This is a genomic window from Burkholderia guangdongensis (assembly GCF_013403875.1).
Lineage (GTDB): Bacteria > Pseudomonadota > Gammaproteobacteria > Burkholderiales > Burkholderiaceae > Burkholderia > Burkholderia guangdongensis.
This window is the reverse complement of record NZ_JACBNX010000013.1, coordinates 1-17,165: the sequence shown is the minus strand read 5'-3', so window position 1 is coordinate 17,165 and position 17,165 is coordinate 1. Positions and strand designations below refer to the sequence as shown.

General features: G+C 67.1%; 14 protein-coding genes and 2 pseudogenes. 10 read left to right on the top strand and 6 right to left on the bottom strand.

What is annotated here, in order from left to right; all coding sequences use genetic code 11:
* Window positions 1-28 precede the first annotated feature (28 nt).
* From HZI36_RS13750 to HZI36_RS13735, 4 genes are all read right to left on the bottom strand, one after another.
* The gene (locus tag HZI36_RS13750) at window positions 29-2,056 is read right to left on the bottom strand and encodes an acyl CoA:acetate/3-ketoacid CoA transferase (RefSeq protein ID WP_179403195.1); all 2,028 of its coding nucleotides are present in this window, start codon (window positions 2,054-2,056) and stop codon (window positions 29-31) included.
* A gap of 152 nt (window positions 2,057-2,208) precedes the next feature.
* Complete coding sequence (locus tag HZI36_RS13745) at window positions 2,209-2,592, bottom strand: RidA family protein (protein ID WP_179403194.1); 384 nt, start codon at window positions 2,590-2,592, stop codon at window positions 2,209-2,211.
* A gap of 37 nt (window positions 2,593-2,629) precedes the next feature.
* Window positions 2,630-4,024 carry an amino acid permease gene (locus HZI36_RS13740; RefSeq protein WP_218883904.1) on the bottom strand — a complete coding sequence of 465 codons (1,395 nt, stop codon included), beginning with the start codon at window positions 4,022-4,024 and terminating at the stop codon, window positions 2,630-2,632.
* 65 nt (window positions 4,025-4,089) lie between these two features.
* The gene (locus tag HZI36_RS13735) at window positions 4,090-5,415 is read right to left on the bottom strand and encodes an NAD(P)/FAD-dependent oxidoreductase (RefSeq protein WP_179403193.1); all 1,326 of its coding nucleotides are present in this window, start codon (window positions 5,413-5,415) and stop codon (window positions 4,090-4,092) included.
* A 284-nt stretch (window positions 5,416-5,699) separates the two neighbouring features.
* Here HZI36_RS13735 and HZI36_RS13730 point away from each other — a divergent pair, with 284 nt between their 5' ends.
* The 8 genes and pseudogenes from HZI36_RS13730 (at window position 5,700) to HZI36_RS13695 (ending at window position 14,126) form a co-directional block, all read left to right on the top strand.
* The gene (locus HZI36_RS13730) at window positions 5,700-6,335 is read left to right on the top strand and encodes a TetR/AcrR family transcriptional regulator (RefSeq protein WP_179403192.1); all 636 of its coding nucleotides are present in this window, start codon (window positions 5,700-5,702) and stop codon (window positions 6,333-6,335) included.
* A gap of 61 nt (window positions 6,336-6,396) precedes the next feature.
* A complete protein-coding gene (locus HZI36_RS13725; protein WP_179403191.1) occupies window positions 6,397-6,690 on the top strand; it encodes an antibiotic biosynthesis monooxygenase family protein in 294 nt (97 codons plus the stop codon).
* A 1,134-nt stretch (window positions 6,691-7,824) separates the two neighbouring features.
* Complete coding sequence (locus HZI36_RS13720) at window positions 7,825-8,886, top strand: AraC-like ligand-binding domain-containing protein (protein ID WP_179403190.1); 1,062 nt, start codon at window positions 7,825-7,827, stop codon at window positions 8,884-8,886.
* 220 nt (window positions 8,887-9,106) lie between these two features.
* Window positions 9,107-9,931: a methyltransferase domain-containing protein gene (locus HZI36_RS13715; protein WP_179403189.1), complete on the top strand. Its 825-nt coding sequence runs from the start codon at window positions 9,107-9,109 to the stop codon at window positions 9,929-9,931.
* 230 nt (window positions 9,932-10,161) lie between these two features.
* Window positions 10,162-11,274: a hypothetical protein gene (locus tag HZI36_RS13710; RefSeq protein WP_179403188.1), complete on the top strand. Its 1,113-nt coding sequence runs from the start codon at window positions 10,162-10,164 to the stop codon at window positions 11,272-11,274.
* Between the two features lie 28 nt (window positions 11,275-11,302).
* Window positions 11,303-12,010 (top strand): annotated as a pseudogene (locus tag HZI36_RS13705) (substrate-binding domain-containing protein); the annotation flags it as partial.
* Window positions 12,011-12,083: 73 nt separating this feature from the next.
* Window positions 12,084-12,908 (top strand): phosphodiesterase, encoded by an 825-nt coding sequence (locus HZI36_RS13700; RefSeq protein WP_179403187.1) that lies wholly within the window; start codon window positions 12,084-12,086, stop codon window positions 12,906-12,908.
* A 9-nt stretch (window positions 12,909-12,917) separates the two neighbouring features.
* Window positions 12,918-14,126 carry an MFS transporter gene (locus HZI36_RS13695; RefSeq protein ID WP_179403186.1) on the top strand — a complete coding sequence of 403 codons (1,209 nt, stop codon included), beginning with the start codon at window positions 12,918-12,920 and terminating at the stop codon, window positions 14,124-14,126.
* Window positions 14,127-14,256: 130 nt separating this feature from the next.
* Here the strand turns inward: HZI36_RS13695 and HZI36_RS13690 are convergent.
* Window positions 14,257-15,183 (bottom strand): annotated as a pseudogene (locus HZI36_RS13690) (EamA family transporter); the annotation flags it as partial.
* A 398-nt stretch (window positions 15,184-15,581) separates the two neighbouring features.
* On the opposite strand from HZI36_RS13690, the gene HZI36_RS13685 reads away from it, so the two are divergent.
* On the top strand, window positions 15,582-15,935 hold the full coding sequence (locus tag HZI36_RS13685; protein WP_246327078.1) for a type II toxin-antitoxin system RelE/ParE family toxin: 354 nt from the start codon (window positions 15,582-15,584) through the stop codon (window positions 15,933-15,935).
* Entirely contained in the window at window positions 15,932-16,213 is a 282-nt protein-coding gene (locus HZI36_RS13680) for a helix-turn-helix domain-containing protein (RefSeq protein ID WP_179403185.1), read from the top strand. The genes HZI36_RS13685 and HZI36_RS13680 overlap by 4 nt, the downstream gene beginning before the upstream one ends.
* 21 nt (window positions 16,214-16,234) lie before the next feature.
* On the opposite strand, the gene HZI36_RS13675 is transcribed toward HZI36_RS13680, so the two are convergent.
* Entirely contained in the window at window positions 16,235-17,023 is a 789-nt protein-coding gene (locus tag HZI36_RS13675; RefSeq protein ID WP_179403184.1) for a molybdopterin-dependent oxidoreductase, read from the bottom strand.
* Between the last annotated feature and the right edge of the window lie 142 nt (window positions 17,024-17,165).

Below are 17,165 nucleotides of genomic sequence, written 5' to 3'. Positions count from 1 at the left end.
AAAAGTCAGTATTCAGAATGATGCACAATTAATTTTGGCTTCCGCGCGTGCTCGCGGCCCGCATCGCAGCCAGACTCGCGATCGCTTCCGCCTCGCTCTCGAATATGTACGGCGCGAGCTTGCGGCGCGACAGCGCTTCACCCAGCTTGGCCCGCATGAACGCGCTCGCCGTGAACCGCGTCACGCCCGAGTAGTAGCGCTCGACACACTCGCGCACCATCTCGGCGTAGCAATCTTCCAGATCGCGATCCAGCACGAAGCCTTCGTAGTTGACGACGACCTGCACACGCTGGCCCCGCGATACGATCGGCTCGCAAATCGCGTCGACCTTCGCGCGGATGGCGTCGATGATCTGCGGCGTCTTGATCTCGAAGTGCTCGAAGTTCAGGTAGAGCACGTTCTTCGCGGCGTCGTACGCAAATCGTGCGTCGAACGGCAAGCCGACGAGGCGCTTGCGCAGGTTCATCGGCTCGTCGCGGAAGATGCGCGCGTCCATCAGCCGCGGGCCGTCGATGCGCGGCCGGAACGCCATGTGCGCGAGCACGTCGCGCTCCAGCTCCACACCGGGCGCGATCTCGGTCAGCACCAGACCGTCGTCGCGCAGTTCGAACACGCATCGCTCGGTGACGTACAACACCTCCTTGCGCTGCGCGGCGGCGTGACGGCCCGAGAAGGTCCGGTGCTCCACTTCGGCGACGAACTTCGAGGTGCGCGCGTCGCGCGCGATACGCAAGCCATCGGCCGTGACGGCGATCTCGCACGCGCCGCTCAGAAAAGTGCCGGCGAAAACGACCTTCTTCGCGCTCTGGCTGATGTTGATGAACCCGCCCGCCCCCGCCAGCCGCGGCCCGAACTTCGACACGTTCACGCTGCCTTCGGCGTCGACCTGCGCGAGGCCGAGCACCGCCACGTCCAGCCCGCCGCCATCGTAAAAGTCGAACTGGTAAGGCTGATCGATGATGGCCTGCGGGTTCAGGGCCGCGCCGAAATTCAGCCCGCCGGCCGGGATGCCGCCGATCACGCCGGGCTCGGCCGTCAGCGTGAACAGATCGGCCATCTTTTCCTCGGCCGCCACCGCCGCCACGCCCTCCGGCATCCCGATGCCCAGATTGACGACGCTGCCGGCGCGCAACTCCATCGCGGCGCGGCGCGCGATCACCTTGCGCAGGTCCAGCGCCATCGGCTGCGCGCTGTCGTCGGGCACGCGCAGTTCACCCGCATAGGCCGCGCTGTAGTGCGTCGCGAACGTCTGCTGGTGCAGTTCAGCCGGCGCCAGCACGACGCAGTCGACGAGAATGCCGGGAATCTTGACCTGCCTGGGATTGAGCGAGCCGCGCGCGGCCAGCCGCTCCACCTGGACGATCACCAGCCCGCCGCTATTGCGCGCCGCCATCGCGATCGACAGCATTTCCAGCGTCAGCGCCTCGCGCTCCATCGTGATGTTGCCGTCAGGATCGGCCGTGGTACCGCGCACGATGGCCACGTCGATCGGCAGCGTCGGGTAGAACAGATACTCGTCGCCACGCACGTGCATCAGCGACACCAGATCCTCGGTGGTGCGCGCATTGAGCTTGCCGCCACCATGACGAGGATCGACGAACGTGCCGAGACCAATCCGGCTCAGATGCCCCGGCTTGCCGGCGGCGATGTCGCGGAACAGGTGCGCGATCACACCCTGCGGCAGGTTGTACGCCTCGATCTGATTGTCGATCGCGAGTTTCTGCAGCTTGGGCACCAGGCCCCAGTGCCCGCCGATCGCGCGCCTGACGAGGCCGGCGTGACCGAAGTGATTCAGCCCTTGTTGCTTGCCGTCGCCCTGACCGGCCGCATACAGCAGCGTGAGTCCGCCGGGCTTCTCCTCGGCCGGCACGTGCGGATCGAGATACAGGGTCTCCAATGCGACGGCCACCGCCTCCGGGAAGCCGATCCCGACGAAGCCGCCCGTCGCGACCGTGTCGCCCGGCCGGATCAGGCGCACGGCATCGGCGGCGGGGACGACCTTGCTGCCGTCACCCTCTGAGAGCCGGGCGGCGGAACCGTTGAGCAAACGCGTCATGGTGCACTCCTTCAACGAACCGTCCCGCCGCCTTCGACCGGCAACGGGATGCCGGTGACCGACTCGGCCACGGACGAACACGGAAATAATACGATGTTGCCGGTCACCCGCGATTCGACGAAGCTCATGGTCTGGCCCACGCTTTCCTCCGATCAGACCGACGCCCTGTCGATCGCCTGAACCTCGATCTCCACGCCGACGCCGAAGACCAGTTGCGCCTGCACCAGACTCCGCACCGGGTAGCGCCCTTCGTTGAAGTAGCTGCGATACACGTCGTTGAACGCCGCGAAATGCGCGAGGTCACTCAGCCAGATGTTGACCTTGACCACGTCGTCCAGCGAGCTGCCGAGCGCCCGCAGCGTGTTCGCGATGCTTTTCATCACCGCGTGCGTCTGCGCGTCGATGGGGCCGGTCAACGGGCGCATCTCGTCGTCGAACGGAATCTGGCCGGACAGCATCAGGAAGCCGCCGGCGCGAACCGCGGAAGAGAACGGCACCGCGCCGTTCCCGGGATAGAAGGTAGGGGTGGAAGTCATCCGGGTTGCCTCGAAGAAGTCTGCAAATGGGTTCACGTCAAAGTGCGTCCGAGACACGCTGGGCCGGCTGCCGAAAAACCGCCCGATACGCCGCGTAGACCACCACGATCCACACCGGGATGGCCAGCGCCGAGCTGCGGATATCCGGCGTCAGCAGCATCACGACCACCACCAGCACCATCGCAGCCAGGCACAGGTAGTTGGACAGCGGCGAGAACGGCGCGCGGAAGCTCAGGCTGGTGCCCTTCGCGTCCTGCACCTGGCGATACTTCAGGTGCGTCAGGATGATGATGACCCAGGTGATCACCAGCGCCGCGACGATGAGCGACATCAGCAGCTCGATCACGCCGGCCGGCGCGACATAGTTCAGCACGATGCACAACGCGGTGAAGATGCCCGGGTAGACGATGGCCCGCACCGGCACGCCGCGCTTGTTGACTTCCATCAGCGACTTCGGCGCGTTGCCTTCGGTCGCCATGCCGTACAGCAGACGGCTGCTGCTGTAGACCATGCTGTTGTAGACCGACAGCGTGGCCGTCAGGATCACGAAGTTCAGCACGTTGGCGGCCATGTGCGCGCCGATGCCGGCGAACACGAGCACGAACGGGCTGCCGCTGTAAGTGCCGCCGCCGGCCTTCAGGTGCGCGACCAGATCGCTCCACGGCGTGAGCGACAGCAGCACCGCCATCGAGCCCACGTAGAACAGCAGCACGCGAACCACGAGCTGATTGATCGCCTTCGGAATCACCGTGCGCGGATGATCCGTTTCGGCGGCCGCGAAGCCCAGCATCTCGACCCCGCCGAACGCGAACATGATGAACGCGAACGCCATCACCAGCCCCGACACGCCGTGCGGCAGGAAACCGCCGTGCGCCCACAGATTGCTGACCGTTTGCGTCGGATTGTGGGTGGTCGACAGCAGATAGATGCCCGTGATGATCATCGCGATCACGGCCACGATCTTGATCAGCGCGAACCAGAACTCGAATTCGCCGTACGCTTTCACGTCGATGAAGTTCACCGCATTGATCAGCACGAACAGCACGGCCGCCGTCGCCCAGGTCGGAATCCCGGGCCACCAGAACTGGACGAACTTGCCGCAGGCCGTCAGTTCGAGCATGCCCACGAGCACGTACAGCGCCACGCAATTCCAGCCCGACAGAAAGCCCGCGAACCGGGACAGGTAGCGATTCGCGAAGTAGCTGAACGAGCCGGCGGTGGGCTCCTCGACCAGCATCTCGCCGAGGAAACGCATGATGAGGAAGATGATCAGGCCACCGATCGCATAACCGAGCAGCACACCCGGCCCGGCGAGTTCGATGATCCCGGCCGAGCCCAGGAACAGGCCCGTGCCGATCGTGCCGCCAAGGGCGATCAGCTGGATGTGGCGGTTCTTGAGCTTGCGCTCGAGATGCCCGGAAGTGGTTTTCATCGGTATGTCTCCTCCAATGGATAGTGGATGGATGGGGCAGCCCGCCTCGTGGGCCAGGGCCTGGATCATTGCTCGGCGCGGCCGCGCCACATGTCCCACATCAGCGTGAGCCCCACGCCGATGTCGCGCACCGGGCGCGGCGGGATGGTGTTGGCCGTGCCTTCGATCAGGAAGTCGTCGATCAGCGGGTTGTCGCGGCCCAGCGCCAGGTCGGCGATCAGCATGCCGGCCGCGGTGTGGCGCACGATGCCCGACCCGTTGCAGCAGGACGCAGCGAACGCGTTGTCGGCGATGCGTCCGAACGCGGGCGCGTGGTTCCGCGACACGGCGAGCCAGCCCATCCAGAAATGCTCGAGCCCGATCTCGCCCAACTGCGGAAAGCGCCGGCGCAGCAGATCCAGATTCATCGCCTTCGCTTTCGCGCGCCGCGCTTCGTTGGTGCGCAGGCTCGGCGAATATTCGAAGCCCTGGCGGATCATCAGCCGCCGATCCCGGGTCAACCGCAGCGTGGAACCGGCCACGCCGTGCGCAGGCGTCACGCCCCAGACGTTTTCCGTGCCGAGGCTCGCGAATTGCGCGTCGGTGAGCGGATGCGTGAGACTCACGAACAGCAGCACCGGCACCTGACGCTCCTGGTACACGCCGAACGATTGCGAGAATGCATTGACGGTCAGGATCAGCTTGCGCGCCCGGACGCGGCCCTGCGCGGTGCGCACATACGGCGATGCGCCGTTGAATTCCGCCTCGACGACCGGCGAGTGCTCGAACAGGCGCACCTGCGGCGGCAGGCTGTCGGCCAGGCCGCGCACCAGCGCGGCCGGGTTCAGCAAATGCGTGCCCGGCGTGTACACCGCGGCCGTGTAGTAGTCCGTACCCAGGCGCTCGCGCAGCGCGGCGCGCCCCAGGTATTCATAGGGCTCGCCCCACGCATCGAGGTTGTGCGCGTAGGTCACGAGCGACGCGGCGGCCACCGCATCGGTGACGGCCGCGTGATAGCGCCCGCGCTTTTGCCAGTCGCACGCGATGCCGTGCTCGGCCACCAGCCGATCCAGCGCATCGACCGCGAAGCGGTTGACGCGGATCACGCTGCGCCCCTGCTCCACGGCGGCGTCCGACGGCGACGAGCTGTGCGGCAGATCGATCGCAAACCCGGAATTGCGGCCCGACGCGTTCTCCCCCACCACGCCCGCCTCGACCACCACAATGGACGCGTCCGGCTGCCGCTCGGCCAATTGACGCGCGGCGGCGAGCCCGGCGTATCCCGCGCCGACGATCACCCAGTCGGCTTCCACGTCGCCTTGCAGCGCCGCGCGCGGCTGGCGCGGCGCCAGCAACGCGCTCCAGCCGTTGGTGCGGTCATCATTGGGCAGGCGGTCTACGGTGCGCGACATGTCGGGTTTCCTCTCACCCCGGATCAGGGGCATGCGTGGGTGGCGCGTGGGTGACACGGGTGGGTGCATCGCTGCGCAATTTACACAATAATAATTTATTATTGTTTTGATGTTTACACCTGTTGACAGCCCTGATCAAAAAGCGGTAGCGGCCCCGGCGCGCGCGGCGCAATCACGCTCCTCGCGGCCTTCAGCGCGCGCCCGCCTCTGCCTCCGACCCACCGAGCGGGTGCCTCATGCAAACAAAAAGCATTTACTATTATTGATTCTTTGGAGTTTCAGCCATGACGACGGCCGCCCCTCAGCGGCGTGTGCGCACGCCCCAGAATGAACGCGTTGAAGCGACGCAACGCAAGATCATCGACTCCGCGCTGCACCTGCTGCGGGAGGAAGGATTCAAGAGCGCCACGCTCCAGGCGATCGCCCGCGGCGCCAACGTCTCGATGGGTGCGCTGCAGCACTATTTCGAGAGCCGCGATGCGCTGATGGAGCGGCTCGTCGACGAAGTCATGGAGCCGCTGAGCGACCAGGGCAGCGTCTGGCCGGACAAGGCCTTGCCGCTGCGCGCGCGGGCCGAGGCGTTCGTCAGCCGGGCATGGGGCAACATATTCGGCGCGCCCAACTATCTGGCGGCCTGGAGTCTGTTCTTTGGCTGCAAGTCCACGCCCACGCTCTTCGAGCGCATCGACGCCCATCGCGGCGACGTGGACCGGACGTTCTACGCCCGCTTCCTGGATGTCTTTCCCGAACTGAAGCAAAGCCATCCGCATCCGCAGGGCTTTGCGGTACTGGTCTTCAGCAGCCTGCGGGGGGCGGGTGTGCTGGAGCTGTTCAGCGTGGACCCCGCGGAAAAGGAAGGCAGCATGCAGGCGCTGGTCGAACTCATCGTTCACGCGTGCGGTGGCGTGGAGGGGGCCTGACGGCATGGGATGCGTGCAAATGCGCTAAGCTGGGCGCGCATTTTTTCTCAGGAGAGACGTCATGGTTCATGAATTCGCAATGATCGAAGTGCTCCCCGGCAAAGAGGCCGATTTCGAAGCGGGCGTGCGGCGGGCGGTTCCGCTCTTCAGCCGCGCGAAAGGGTTCCGCGGCGTGAAGCTGCATCGCGTGATCGAGCATCCTGGCCGCTATCACCTCGAAGTCGAATGGGACACGCTCGACGATCACCTCGTCCACTTCCGGCAGTCCGAAGACTTCCAGGAATGGCGCCGGATCGTCGGTCCGTTCTTCAAGCAGCCGCCGGAAGTCATTCACACGGACGTCGTCGTCGAGTAAGCGCGAGGGCGAAGCGCGGCGTTGCCGGCGCGTGTGCGCCGGAGAGCGGCGGCGGCGCAAAAAAAACGCTGAGCCTGACGCATCAGCGGGTTTCATGGCTTCGTCGGAACGTGCCGGAAGCATTCCTGGTGCCGGGGACCGGACTCGAACCGGCAAGCCGTAAGGCGGCGGATTTTCGTCACACTACCTCTTTCGAAGCCGGCGTCGCGCGTGCGGCGCCGTTCGTGCGCTGGACTATGCCTTCGCCGTAGCCCGCGAGCGATCCCGCCGCCCACGCGCCTTAGGCGCCCCCCGTCTAGTCTCTACACCTTCCCCGCATGGCGCCACCTTTCGCGTGCCGCATCGCGGGGCTTGGCTCGGCGTTGCCTCGACGCGCGGGCGTCAGGGGTTTCACCGAATTTGAAGGGTTCTGCACCGGCCGTTTCCGGCCGGGCACTCAATCATTCAAGTCCGCTATGTCTACCAATTTCATCACCCCGGCAAGGGCGGACGCGAATTCTACCACTGTCGCCGACCGTCTCCCATCCGACCACCCCGCTCCACGGGGCCGGACATCGCGACGGCCTGCCCGCCGCGCGAGCGCCGTCATCGCACGCACGCGGGATTCACGCTCTCGCACCAATCGATGACCCGGCGCGCCCCGGATACGTCGGCGCATTAAAACTTTTACAATCCTTAATCCGGGATAAATCGCCAGGAATATTTCACGATCATCGTCAATCGAAAATACACCGATCGATTCCAATCCAAATAAACGATTCTGCGATTTCCGCAATCGTTTTCTCCGACCCATCGCGGCGCTCGGTCGCGCAACTCCGCGATCGCCCGCGCGGCGGGGCACAACGCGTTGTTAAAGCGATTTTCTCGCGGTCGAAACTCCCTTACATCCGAGCAACATCCGGTAATTTCGACGCGCACCGGAGCGGCATTCGCCTATTCCTCATAAATATCGCGCGCTGCCGTCTCATTTCTTTTTCCAGTTTGTCTCACGGAACGTCTGCGCGACTCGCGTCATGTATAGTGAATCCGGCCCTTCATATACATCGCGGGGATCGACATTCGACGGGTGCAGTTCCCGATCCGCGCCGGCTGCATCGCAAAAAAAACACAAGACGCAAAGACCAAGAGTGCTTCATGAAGTACACGGAGTTATTCATTTCCACCGACTCGGTTGAACCCGAACAGCGCAATGACTTCTGGCGAGAAGTGACGCGGCCGGTCTGCGACACTACGCTCGCCCCCCTCGACGCGGACGCAACGCTGCAGGGCACGATCCGGACCCGCCCGCTCGGCGAGCTCGTCCTCGGCGCGACGACGTTCAACGCGCAGCGCTACCAGCGCAATCGCCGGGTGATCGTGCAGGGCGACCTCGATTTCTATCTGCTGCAGATGATCGTCGCCGGCACGCTGCGCGGCAATTTCGGCGATCGCAGCGTGTCGGCGGGCCCGGGCGACATCTGCGTCGTCGATCTCGCGCAGCCGTACGAAAGCGAAGCCGACGCCGGCGCGCGGCTGACGGTCGCAGTCCCGCGCATGCATCTCGAGAAGGCGCTCGGCAACCGGAATCTGCACGGCCTCGTGCTCCGCGGCGATCGCCCGATGACGCGCCTCGTCGTCGATTATCTGCAGAGCCTGATGACCGTGTCCGGGCAATTGTCCGTCAGCGAATCGTTCGCCGCGCAGGATGCCGCGGTGCGGCTGCTGGCGGCCGGCCTCGCCGGAGAAGCCGCCGCCGCGCGCGAGGCGACGTCGGCGCTCGGCGTCGCGCTGCGCGCGCGCGTGCTCGAATTCATCGACGCGAACATCTCGCGACCCGAACTGTCACCCGAGCTGCTGGTGCGCCGCTTCAGGATTTCGCGCGCGCATCTGTACCGGACGCTCGCCGACGACGGCGGCGTCGCGCAGATCATCCGCGACAAGCGCCTGAACCACGCGTACGCGGCGCTCACGCGCCATCCGGAGCAGGCGCGGCCGATCGCGGAGGTCGCGCGCGCGTGCGGATTCTCGAGCACCACGCAATTCGTGCGCGCGTTCCGCTCGCGTTTCGGCATCGCGCCGGGCGACGTGCGGCTCGCCGATCCGGAAGCGATTCCGGACGTCCGCACGACGCTCGACTTCCGCAGCCATCTGGCCCACTACGACGCCGCGTCGAACGAGCGCGCGACGCCGCCCGACGCCGACCCGGGCCCCGAATGACGCCCGTCGACGACCGGCCCCGCTCACCGCGCGGACGCTGACCGCGGTCGCGGGCCCGCGCGGTTCCGGCCGCCGAGCCGATGCCGAAGCGGCGACGCAACCGGCATGCGGCTTTGTCGTCACCCGCCGCCGCCCGCTGTTGCACGCCACGTTCAACCCCTATCCGTCCCATCGACATGAATACGCACTCGATCGCGCCGCGCGGCACGCAGACCGCACGATGCAGGAACAGACGATGCGGCTGACCGAGCACGTCCGCCGCCCGGGCGATGCCTATCTGAACCTGTCGTGCCCGGTGTGCGGGTGCGTGGCGGTGCCGTACTTCCGGCGCGGCCGCACGCATTTCGACCGGTGCCCCGAATGCGCATTCGTGTACGCGCGCTTCGTGCCGTCCGGCGACACGCTCGCGACGCTGCGCCCGGCGCACACCGGGCCGGCCACCGCCGCTGACACCGCCGACACCGGCGACGACACCGGCGACGGCGACGCACGACGCGCGTCCGCGCGGCTATCGAGCGCGATCGGGGACTGGTGGCATGCGCGCGGGATCATCCGCTGCGCGCAAGGGCGGCGTCGGCTCCTCGTGATCGGCGACAGCGGAGGCCGCCTGCCGGGCACGCTCGAGCGCACCGGCCACTTCGATATCGAGCGCGCAGGCGCAACCCGGGCTCAGCCGCTGCCGGACCGGCCCGCGCAGCCGGACGACGCATTGTTCGACCGTCGCTACGCGGATCGGCAGTTCGACCTGATCGCGGGCTTTCACGTGCTCGATGGCGTGCAGCACCTGGGCGAATTCATCGACGAGATCCGGCGGATCCTCGCGCCGCGCGGTCGCGTGTATTTCGTCGCGCCGCGCGGCGCGACTGCCGCAACCGCGCACGGCGCGCGCAGCGACGCCAGGCGCTTCGAAGCGCCCGGACGCTTCTGGTACTTCTCGGTCCCGGCAATCCGGCAATTGATGACGGACCGCGGCTTCCGCGTGCATTCCGCGCGCGGCCTGCCGGGCCGCCCGCACCTGACCGTGATCGCCGAAAAAACCGACTAGGTTGTGCCCGGGTCCCGGCCGCACCGCCTCGTATAGGCCGGAACTCGTTTGCCGACCGGTTCGCGCCGGTCGGTTTTTTTTACGCTTCGCAAAACGCGGGAATTCGCGCCGTCGTTCCCAGGCGACATGATTACGAAATATTTCAAGAATACGCTCGCGTCGCTTCTCGATAAACGTCGATCGGCATCCGGAAATACCAGATTACTCATACCAATCCATCAGGAAGCCTAATGAACGGAAAGCTTTTTCTCATCGCGCTGTCGGCGACCGCCGCGCTCGCCGCCTGCGGCGGAGACGGCCCGTCCGCGACGCCCGGCGTCGCGCCGAACAGCACCGCCGCCGTGCCGAACACCGCGACCGCGGCCGGCTATTCGCTGTCGGTGTTCGCGAAAGCGCCGACGGCGAACGACAAGCCCGACTCGATCGTCCGGTTCAACGACACCGTGTTCATCGGCTACCAGAAGGCCGGCGACGTCAAGGACGGCTCCGTGCCCGGGCTGACCAACGACATCGTGCAGTACGACCTGAGCGCCAACGTGCTCAAGTCGTACACCGTGCCGGGCCACGTCGATGGACTGCTCGCGCGCACCGACACGAATACGCTATGGGCGATGGCCAACGAGGACGGCAATCCCGAGCTGACGATCATCGATCTCGCGTCCGGCACGCAGAAGACCTATACGCCGACCGTCAACCCGACCGCACACGGCGGCGGCTTCGACGACATGCAGTTGATCAACGGCGTGCTCTACGTGAGCGCGTCGAACCCGACGACGCCGGGCGTCGCGCCGACCATCGTGTCGCTGACGCTCAATCCGAACGGAACGACGTTCGACGTCGCGCCGGTACTCGCGGGCAACGCGCAGGCGACTGACATCACGCCATCGGTCGGCGGCTCGCCGAATCCGACTTACAACCAGGCCGTCACGCTGAGCCTGACAGACCCCGATTCCGAAGCGATCGATACCGCCGGCGATCTCGTGCTCGACAGCCAGGCTGACGGCAAGCTCGTGTTCGTCCACAACCCCGGCCCGAGCCAGTCGGTCAATGTGCTGACGCTGACGCTGTTCAACGACAAGGACGGCCCGGTCTATCCGGTCGACGACACGCGCTGGGTACCATCGCCGGGGCCGCAGGGCAAGACCTTCATGCTGTTCACCGACGCGAGCAACACGACGTACCGCGTCGATGCGCCGTTCAATCCAGGCGACGCGTACAGCGCGGGACAAGGTCAGGTGATGAAGCTCGACACGACGACCGGCCATCTGACGCCGGTCGCGACCAGCATCGGCAACGCGTCGGCGCTGCAGGATCCGCACGGCGTGCTGTTCGTCGCGCTCTGATCGTCGCGTACGCGCTTTCGCGCCGTTCATCCTGACGGTCGCCGACGCCGAAGCGCATCCGCTCCTCGACGCGCTCGACGCGCTCGACCGCGACGGGCCGCGCTACGTGCTGATGCACAACGACACGCCGCATCGCCCGTCGGTGTCGATCGACAACCGGCGTGCCGCGTACGACGGTGTATGCGCGCTGATCGCGCGCGGCCACCGGCGCGTGCGGATGCTCGCCGGTTCGCTCGCGGCGTCGGACCGCGCGCGGCTGCGGCATCTCGGCTACGCACAGGCGCTCGACGAAGCCGGGCTCGCGCCGCTGCCGCCCGTCGAAGTCGGCTTCAACGCGCGCGAGCTGCCCGACGCGGTGCTGGCCCACCTGAGCGCCGCCGCGACGCGTCCGACCGCGCTCTTCTGCAGCAACGACCTGCTCGCGATGGTCGTGATGCGCGGGCTCGCACGCGCGGGCTTCTCCGTGCCGGGCGACCTGTCGGTGCTCGGCTTCGACGGCCTTGCGATCGGCGAGCTGCTCGCGCCGTCGCTCGCGAGCGTCGCGACGCCGAACCGCGACATCGGCCGCCACGCGTGGCGGCGCCTCGTCGAGCGGATCGACGGCGCGCGGCCCGCCGATGCCGCGCTGATCCTGCCGCACAGCGTGCGCGACGGCGCGACGATCGCGCCACCCGCGGACATCCAGGTCGAGATGATGGACAGCCGAACCCACGGCGCCGGCGAAGTGGCAAACTGACAACCATGAGCGCCCGCGAAGCGCGCCGCCGACGCACCGATCACCGACAACCGACCGATCCGAGGAACCTCCGATGCTGCTCGCCCACATCAGCGATCTTCACATCAAGCGCGAAGGCCAGCTCGCGTACCAGTTCGTCGATACCGCGTCGGCGCTCGTGCGCTGCGTCGCAAAGCTCAACGCGCTCGCGCCGCGCCCGGACGCTGTGCTGATCACCGGCGACCTGACCGATTTCGGGCACGATGACGAATACCGGCATCTGCGCGACCTGCTCGCGCCGCTCGAGATGCCGTACTACCTGCTGATCGGCAATCACGACGACCGCGCGGCGCTGCGCCGCGTGTTCGCCGATCGCGCGGAATTGCAGGACGGCGAGTTCGTCCAGTACGCGCTCGATCTCGGCCCGCTGCGCGTGCTCGCGCTCGATTCGCAGGTGCCGGGCGCGAGCGCCGGCGACCTGTGCGACGCGCGGCTCGCGTGGCTCGCCGGGCAGCTCGACGCGGCTCGCGACCGCCCGGTGCTCGTCGCGCTCCATCATCCGCCGTTCGTGTCCGGCATCGCCCACATGGACGCACTGCGGCTCGCGCCCGACGCCGCCGCGAAGCTCGACGCGCTGCTGCGCCGCTATCCGAACGTCGAGCGCGTGCTGTGCGGCCACGTGCACCGGACGATGCTCACGCGCTTCGGCGGCACGATCGCGATGGCGGTGCCGGCGCCCGCGCATCAGGTCGCGTTCGATCTGCGCGAAGACGCGCCGGCCGCGTTCCGCTTCGAGCCGCCCGCGTTCGCCGTGCATCGCTATACGCGCGAAGACGGGCTCGCGTCGCACCACGTGTATGTCGACGAATTCGAGGGGCCGCATCCGTTCTTCGAACCGAACGGCACGCTGATCGACTGACCGGCCGCCATGTCCGCCTCACCGAGCGCCGATCGCCCCGCCCCCGACGCCGCGTCGACCCATTATTCGCGCGGCCTGTTGCTGCTGCTCGCGACGATCGCGGGCGTGTCGGTCGCGAACATCTACTACAACCAGCCGCTGCTCGACAGCTTCCGCGCATCGTTTCCGTCGCAGGCATCGTGGATCGGCGCGGTGCCGACCGCGACGCAGCTCGGCTACGCGACCGGGATGCTCGTGCTCGCGCCGCTCGGCGACCGCTTCGACCGGCGCCTGCTGATCCTGCTGCAGATCGCGGGCCTGTCGGTCGCGCTGATCGCGGCCGCGAGCGCATCGTCGCTCGCCGTGCTCGCGGTCGCGAGCCTTGCGATCGGCGTGCTCGCGACGATCGCGCAGCAAGCGGTGCCGTTCGCGGCCGAGATCGCGCCGCCCGCCGAGCGCGGCCACGCGGTCGGCACCGTGATGAGTGGCCTGTTGCTGGGTATCCTGCTCGCGCGCACCGCGGCCGGCTTCGTCGCCGAATACTTCGGCTGGCGCGCGGTGTTCGGCGCGTCGGTCGCGTCGCTCGTCGCGCTCGCGGCCCTCGTCGCGGTGCGGCTGCCGCGCAGCACGCCGACGTCGACGCTGCCGTACGGCAAGCTGCTCGCATCGATCTGGCATCTCGTGGTGGAGCTGCGCGGGCTGCGCGAGGCATCCGCGACGGGCGCCGCGATCTTCGCGGCGTTCAGCGCGTTCTGGCCGGTGCTGACGCTGCTGCTCGCCGGCGCGCCGTTCCATCTCGGACCGCAGGCGGCGGGGCTGTTCGGGATCGTCGGCGCGGCCGGCGCGCTCGCCGCGCCGTATGCGGGACGCTTCGCCGACCGGCGCGGCCCGCGCACGATCATCTCGATCGCGATCGCGCTCGTCGCGCTCGCGTTCGCGATCTTCGTGCTGTCGGGTACGAGCCTCGGCGGGCTCGTCGTCGGCGTGATCGTGCTCGACGTCGGCGTGCAGACCGCACAGATCTCGAACCAGTCGCGAATCTACGCGCTGAAGCCCGACGCGCGCAGCCGCGTGAACACGGTGTTCATGGTCTGTTATTTCATCGGCGGCGCGCTCGGCTCGTCGGTCGGCGTCGCCGCGTGGCGCATCGCCGGCTGGCACGGGATGTGCGCGGCCGGGCTGCTGTTCGCCGCGCTCGCCGGCTGGTCCCACCACCGCGGCAGCCACGCGCGTGGCTGAGCGGGTGCTCCACCGCGGCAGCCACGCGCGTGGCTGAGCGGGTGCTCCACCGCGAACCGCTACGGCCCGCTACCGACCGCTACCGACCGCCATCGACCGCCACGACGGGCTCAACCCGCTACGACCCACCGCGACGCGCCGGATCGAACGCGAACGACAGCCCGACGCTGCCGAGGATCGCGACGGTCGCGACGACGGTCGACATCGTGACCGGCTCGCCGAGCAGCAGCGCGCCGAGCGCGACCGCGACGATCGGATTCACGTACATGCAACTGCTCGAGATGATCGGGCTCGTGTGGCGAATCAGATAGCCGTACGCGACGTAGCCGGCCATCGTGCAGAACAGCATCAGATAGACGGACGCGATCACCGGCAGCACCGCGAGATGGTCGATGCGCTCGCCGAGCACGACCGCCGCGAGCGTCGACAGCAAACCGCCGAGCCCGATCTGCAGCGCGGTCGACAGGAACAGGTCGGACGGCAGCGCGAGGCGCGTCGCGAGATGCGCGCCGCCGGCCCAGAACAGCGAGCCGACGAGCACCGCGATGGTGCCGAGCACCGAATGCGTGACCGCGGCGCCGCCCGAATTCAGCACGACGATGCCGACCATCCCGAGCGCGACGGCCGCCCACTCGCCTTTGGTGACCGGGCGCCCGGCGACCGCGGCAATCACGGTCGAGAACAGCGGAACGGTCGCGACCATCACCGCGGCCGAGCCGCTGCTGACGGTGCGCATCCCGAGCGCGATCATCCCGGACGACAGCGCGACGAGCATCGTCCCGACGATCGCCGCGTTGCGCACTTCGACCATCGTCGGCCACACGGGCTGTCGGCGGCGCAGCGCGAACGCCGCGAGGCCGATGCCGCCGAACAGGTTGCGCAGCCCGGACAGCAGCAGCGGCGGGAACGACTCGAGCGCGACGTGCAGCCCGAGATAGGTCGAACCCCAGACGACGTAGATGAACGCGAGCGCGAGCGCGACACGCCCGCCGCGGCTTTGCGGAAACCGGAACGGATGGCGGGCGGGGGAATCGGGGCGACGGTCGGACGGCGTCATCGTCATGCCCGCGCGGCGCGGCGCGTGCCCCGGAGAAGAGCGCCGGAAAAACCGGCGGGCGGCCAGAACGGGACCAAAGCGGCTGACGGGAGCGTGCGGAACGGCATCACGAGGCTAACGGCGACGGAAACGGAAAAAGCGCGGATGAAAAGCGCGAATGAAAGCGCGCAAACGGCAAGCGCATGCGTGTGCAACCATTACGGTCGGGCACGCACGGCATTATGCATTAAGGAATCGAAAGGGAATGCGAGCGTTGGCTGAAAGGATAGCGGGTGATGTTTCGGCGCGACATGCCGGGCCTGTTCAACCGCGCGTCGTGCTTGTTCGAAGCGGTCGCCACACCCCGTCGATCACGGTCGACCGCCAGAAAACGCAGGCACCACATCCCATACAATATTTTGTATAATCTCGACATGCTCGATCTCAAGCCCGTCGAATTCCGTGGCAGCGCCCTCGATGATCTCCGCGCCTTTCCATTGGCTGCCCGTCGCGAGGCGGGCCACCAGCTCGATCAGGTGCAGCGCGGCCAGGCGCCCGACGACTGGAAACCGATGAACACGGTTGGGCGCGGCGTGCGCGAGATCCGCATCCGGGATGCCAGCGGTGCGTTCCGGATTATTTATCTGGCGAAACTGGCTGACGTGGTGTACGTCCTTCACTGCTTCCAGAAAAAATCGCCCAAGACGAGCAAAGCCGACATCGATCTGGCCGCCAAGCGTTACCGCGACGTACTGAAGGAGCAGGGGCAATGACCAAGCAACGCTATTCGAGCGTCTGGGACGCAATCGAGGATACGCCGGCCGAAGCCGAGAACATGAAGCTGCGCTCCGAGTTGATGATGGCGCTCAAGCATCACATCACGCGGATGGAGATGAGTCAGGCGCAGGCCGCGGTGCTCTTCGGCGTCACGCAGCCGCGCGTGTCCGATCTGATGCGCGGAAAGATCAATCTGTTCGGTCTCGACGCCCTCGTCAACATGGCGGCGGCGGCCGGCCTGCACGTCGAATTGCGTGTAACGGAATCGACGTGACGCCTGTCAGGACCCTGCCCGTCACGACCCGCCGAACCAGTTGTACCCCTGATCGACCCAGTACCCGCCCGGATACGTGTTCGTCACGAACATCTCCATGATGTGCTTCGGGTTCTTGTAGCCGAGCTTCGTCGGCATCCGCAGCTTCATCGGGAAACCGAACTCGGGCGGCAGCCGCCGGCCGTCGTATTCGAACGCGAGCAGCGTCTGCGGATGCAGCGCGGTCGGCATGTCGATGCTCTCGTAGTAGTCGTCCGCGCACTTGAAGCCGACGTACTTCGCGCTCGTGTCCGCGCCGACGCGCCGCAGGAACGCGCCGAACGGCGTGCCGCCCCAGCGGCCGATCGCGCTCCACCCTTCGACGCAGATGTGCCGCGTGATCTGCTCCGCGTGCGGCAACGCATATAGCTCGTCGAGCGTCCAGCTCCGCTTGCCGGTCACGAGGCCCGACACCGCGAGCCGGTACGTCGACGCGTCGACGTGCGGCACGTCTTCGATCCCGTAGTACGCGTTGAACGGAAACGGCCGCGTCAGATCGCTTTCCGTGTAGGTCGGCGCGAGCCGCGCGCCGCTGAACAGCCACGCCTGCACGCGGTCGTTCATCCGCGACACCTTCTCGAGAAAATGCTCGACCGACGAGTCGTCCGACAGCGTGCAGCCGCTCAGCATCGCGAGGCCGCCGAGCGTCAGGATCCGGCGGTTGAACAGGCGCCGCGCGGGCATCTCCAGCTCGCGGCGCACGTCGATCGCGAGCGCCTGCCTGTCGATCGGCGACGGCACGCGCACGCGTTTCGGTTCGGCATTCGACATGATTCTCTATATGAACGCGTCCCGTTTGCAACAGTTTTCGTGTGTTCCGACAGACAGGATGGGCTGCAGCTCTATATCCGGCCTTGTTGCAGGCGGTCGTGCCGCTGCGGGCCCGTATGAAATCCGCTGACTCGCACCTCAT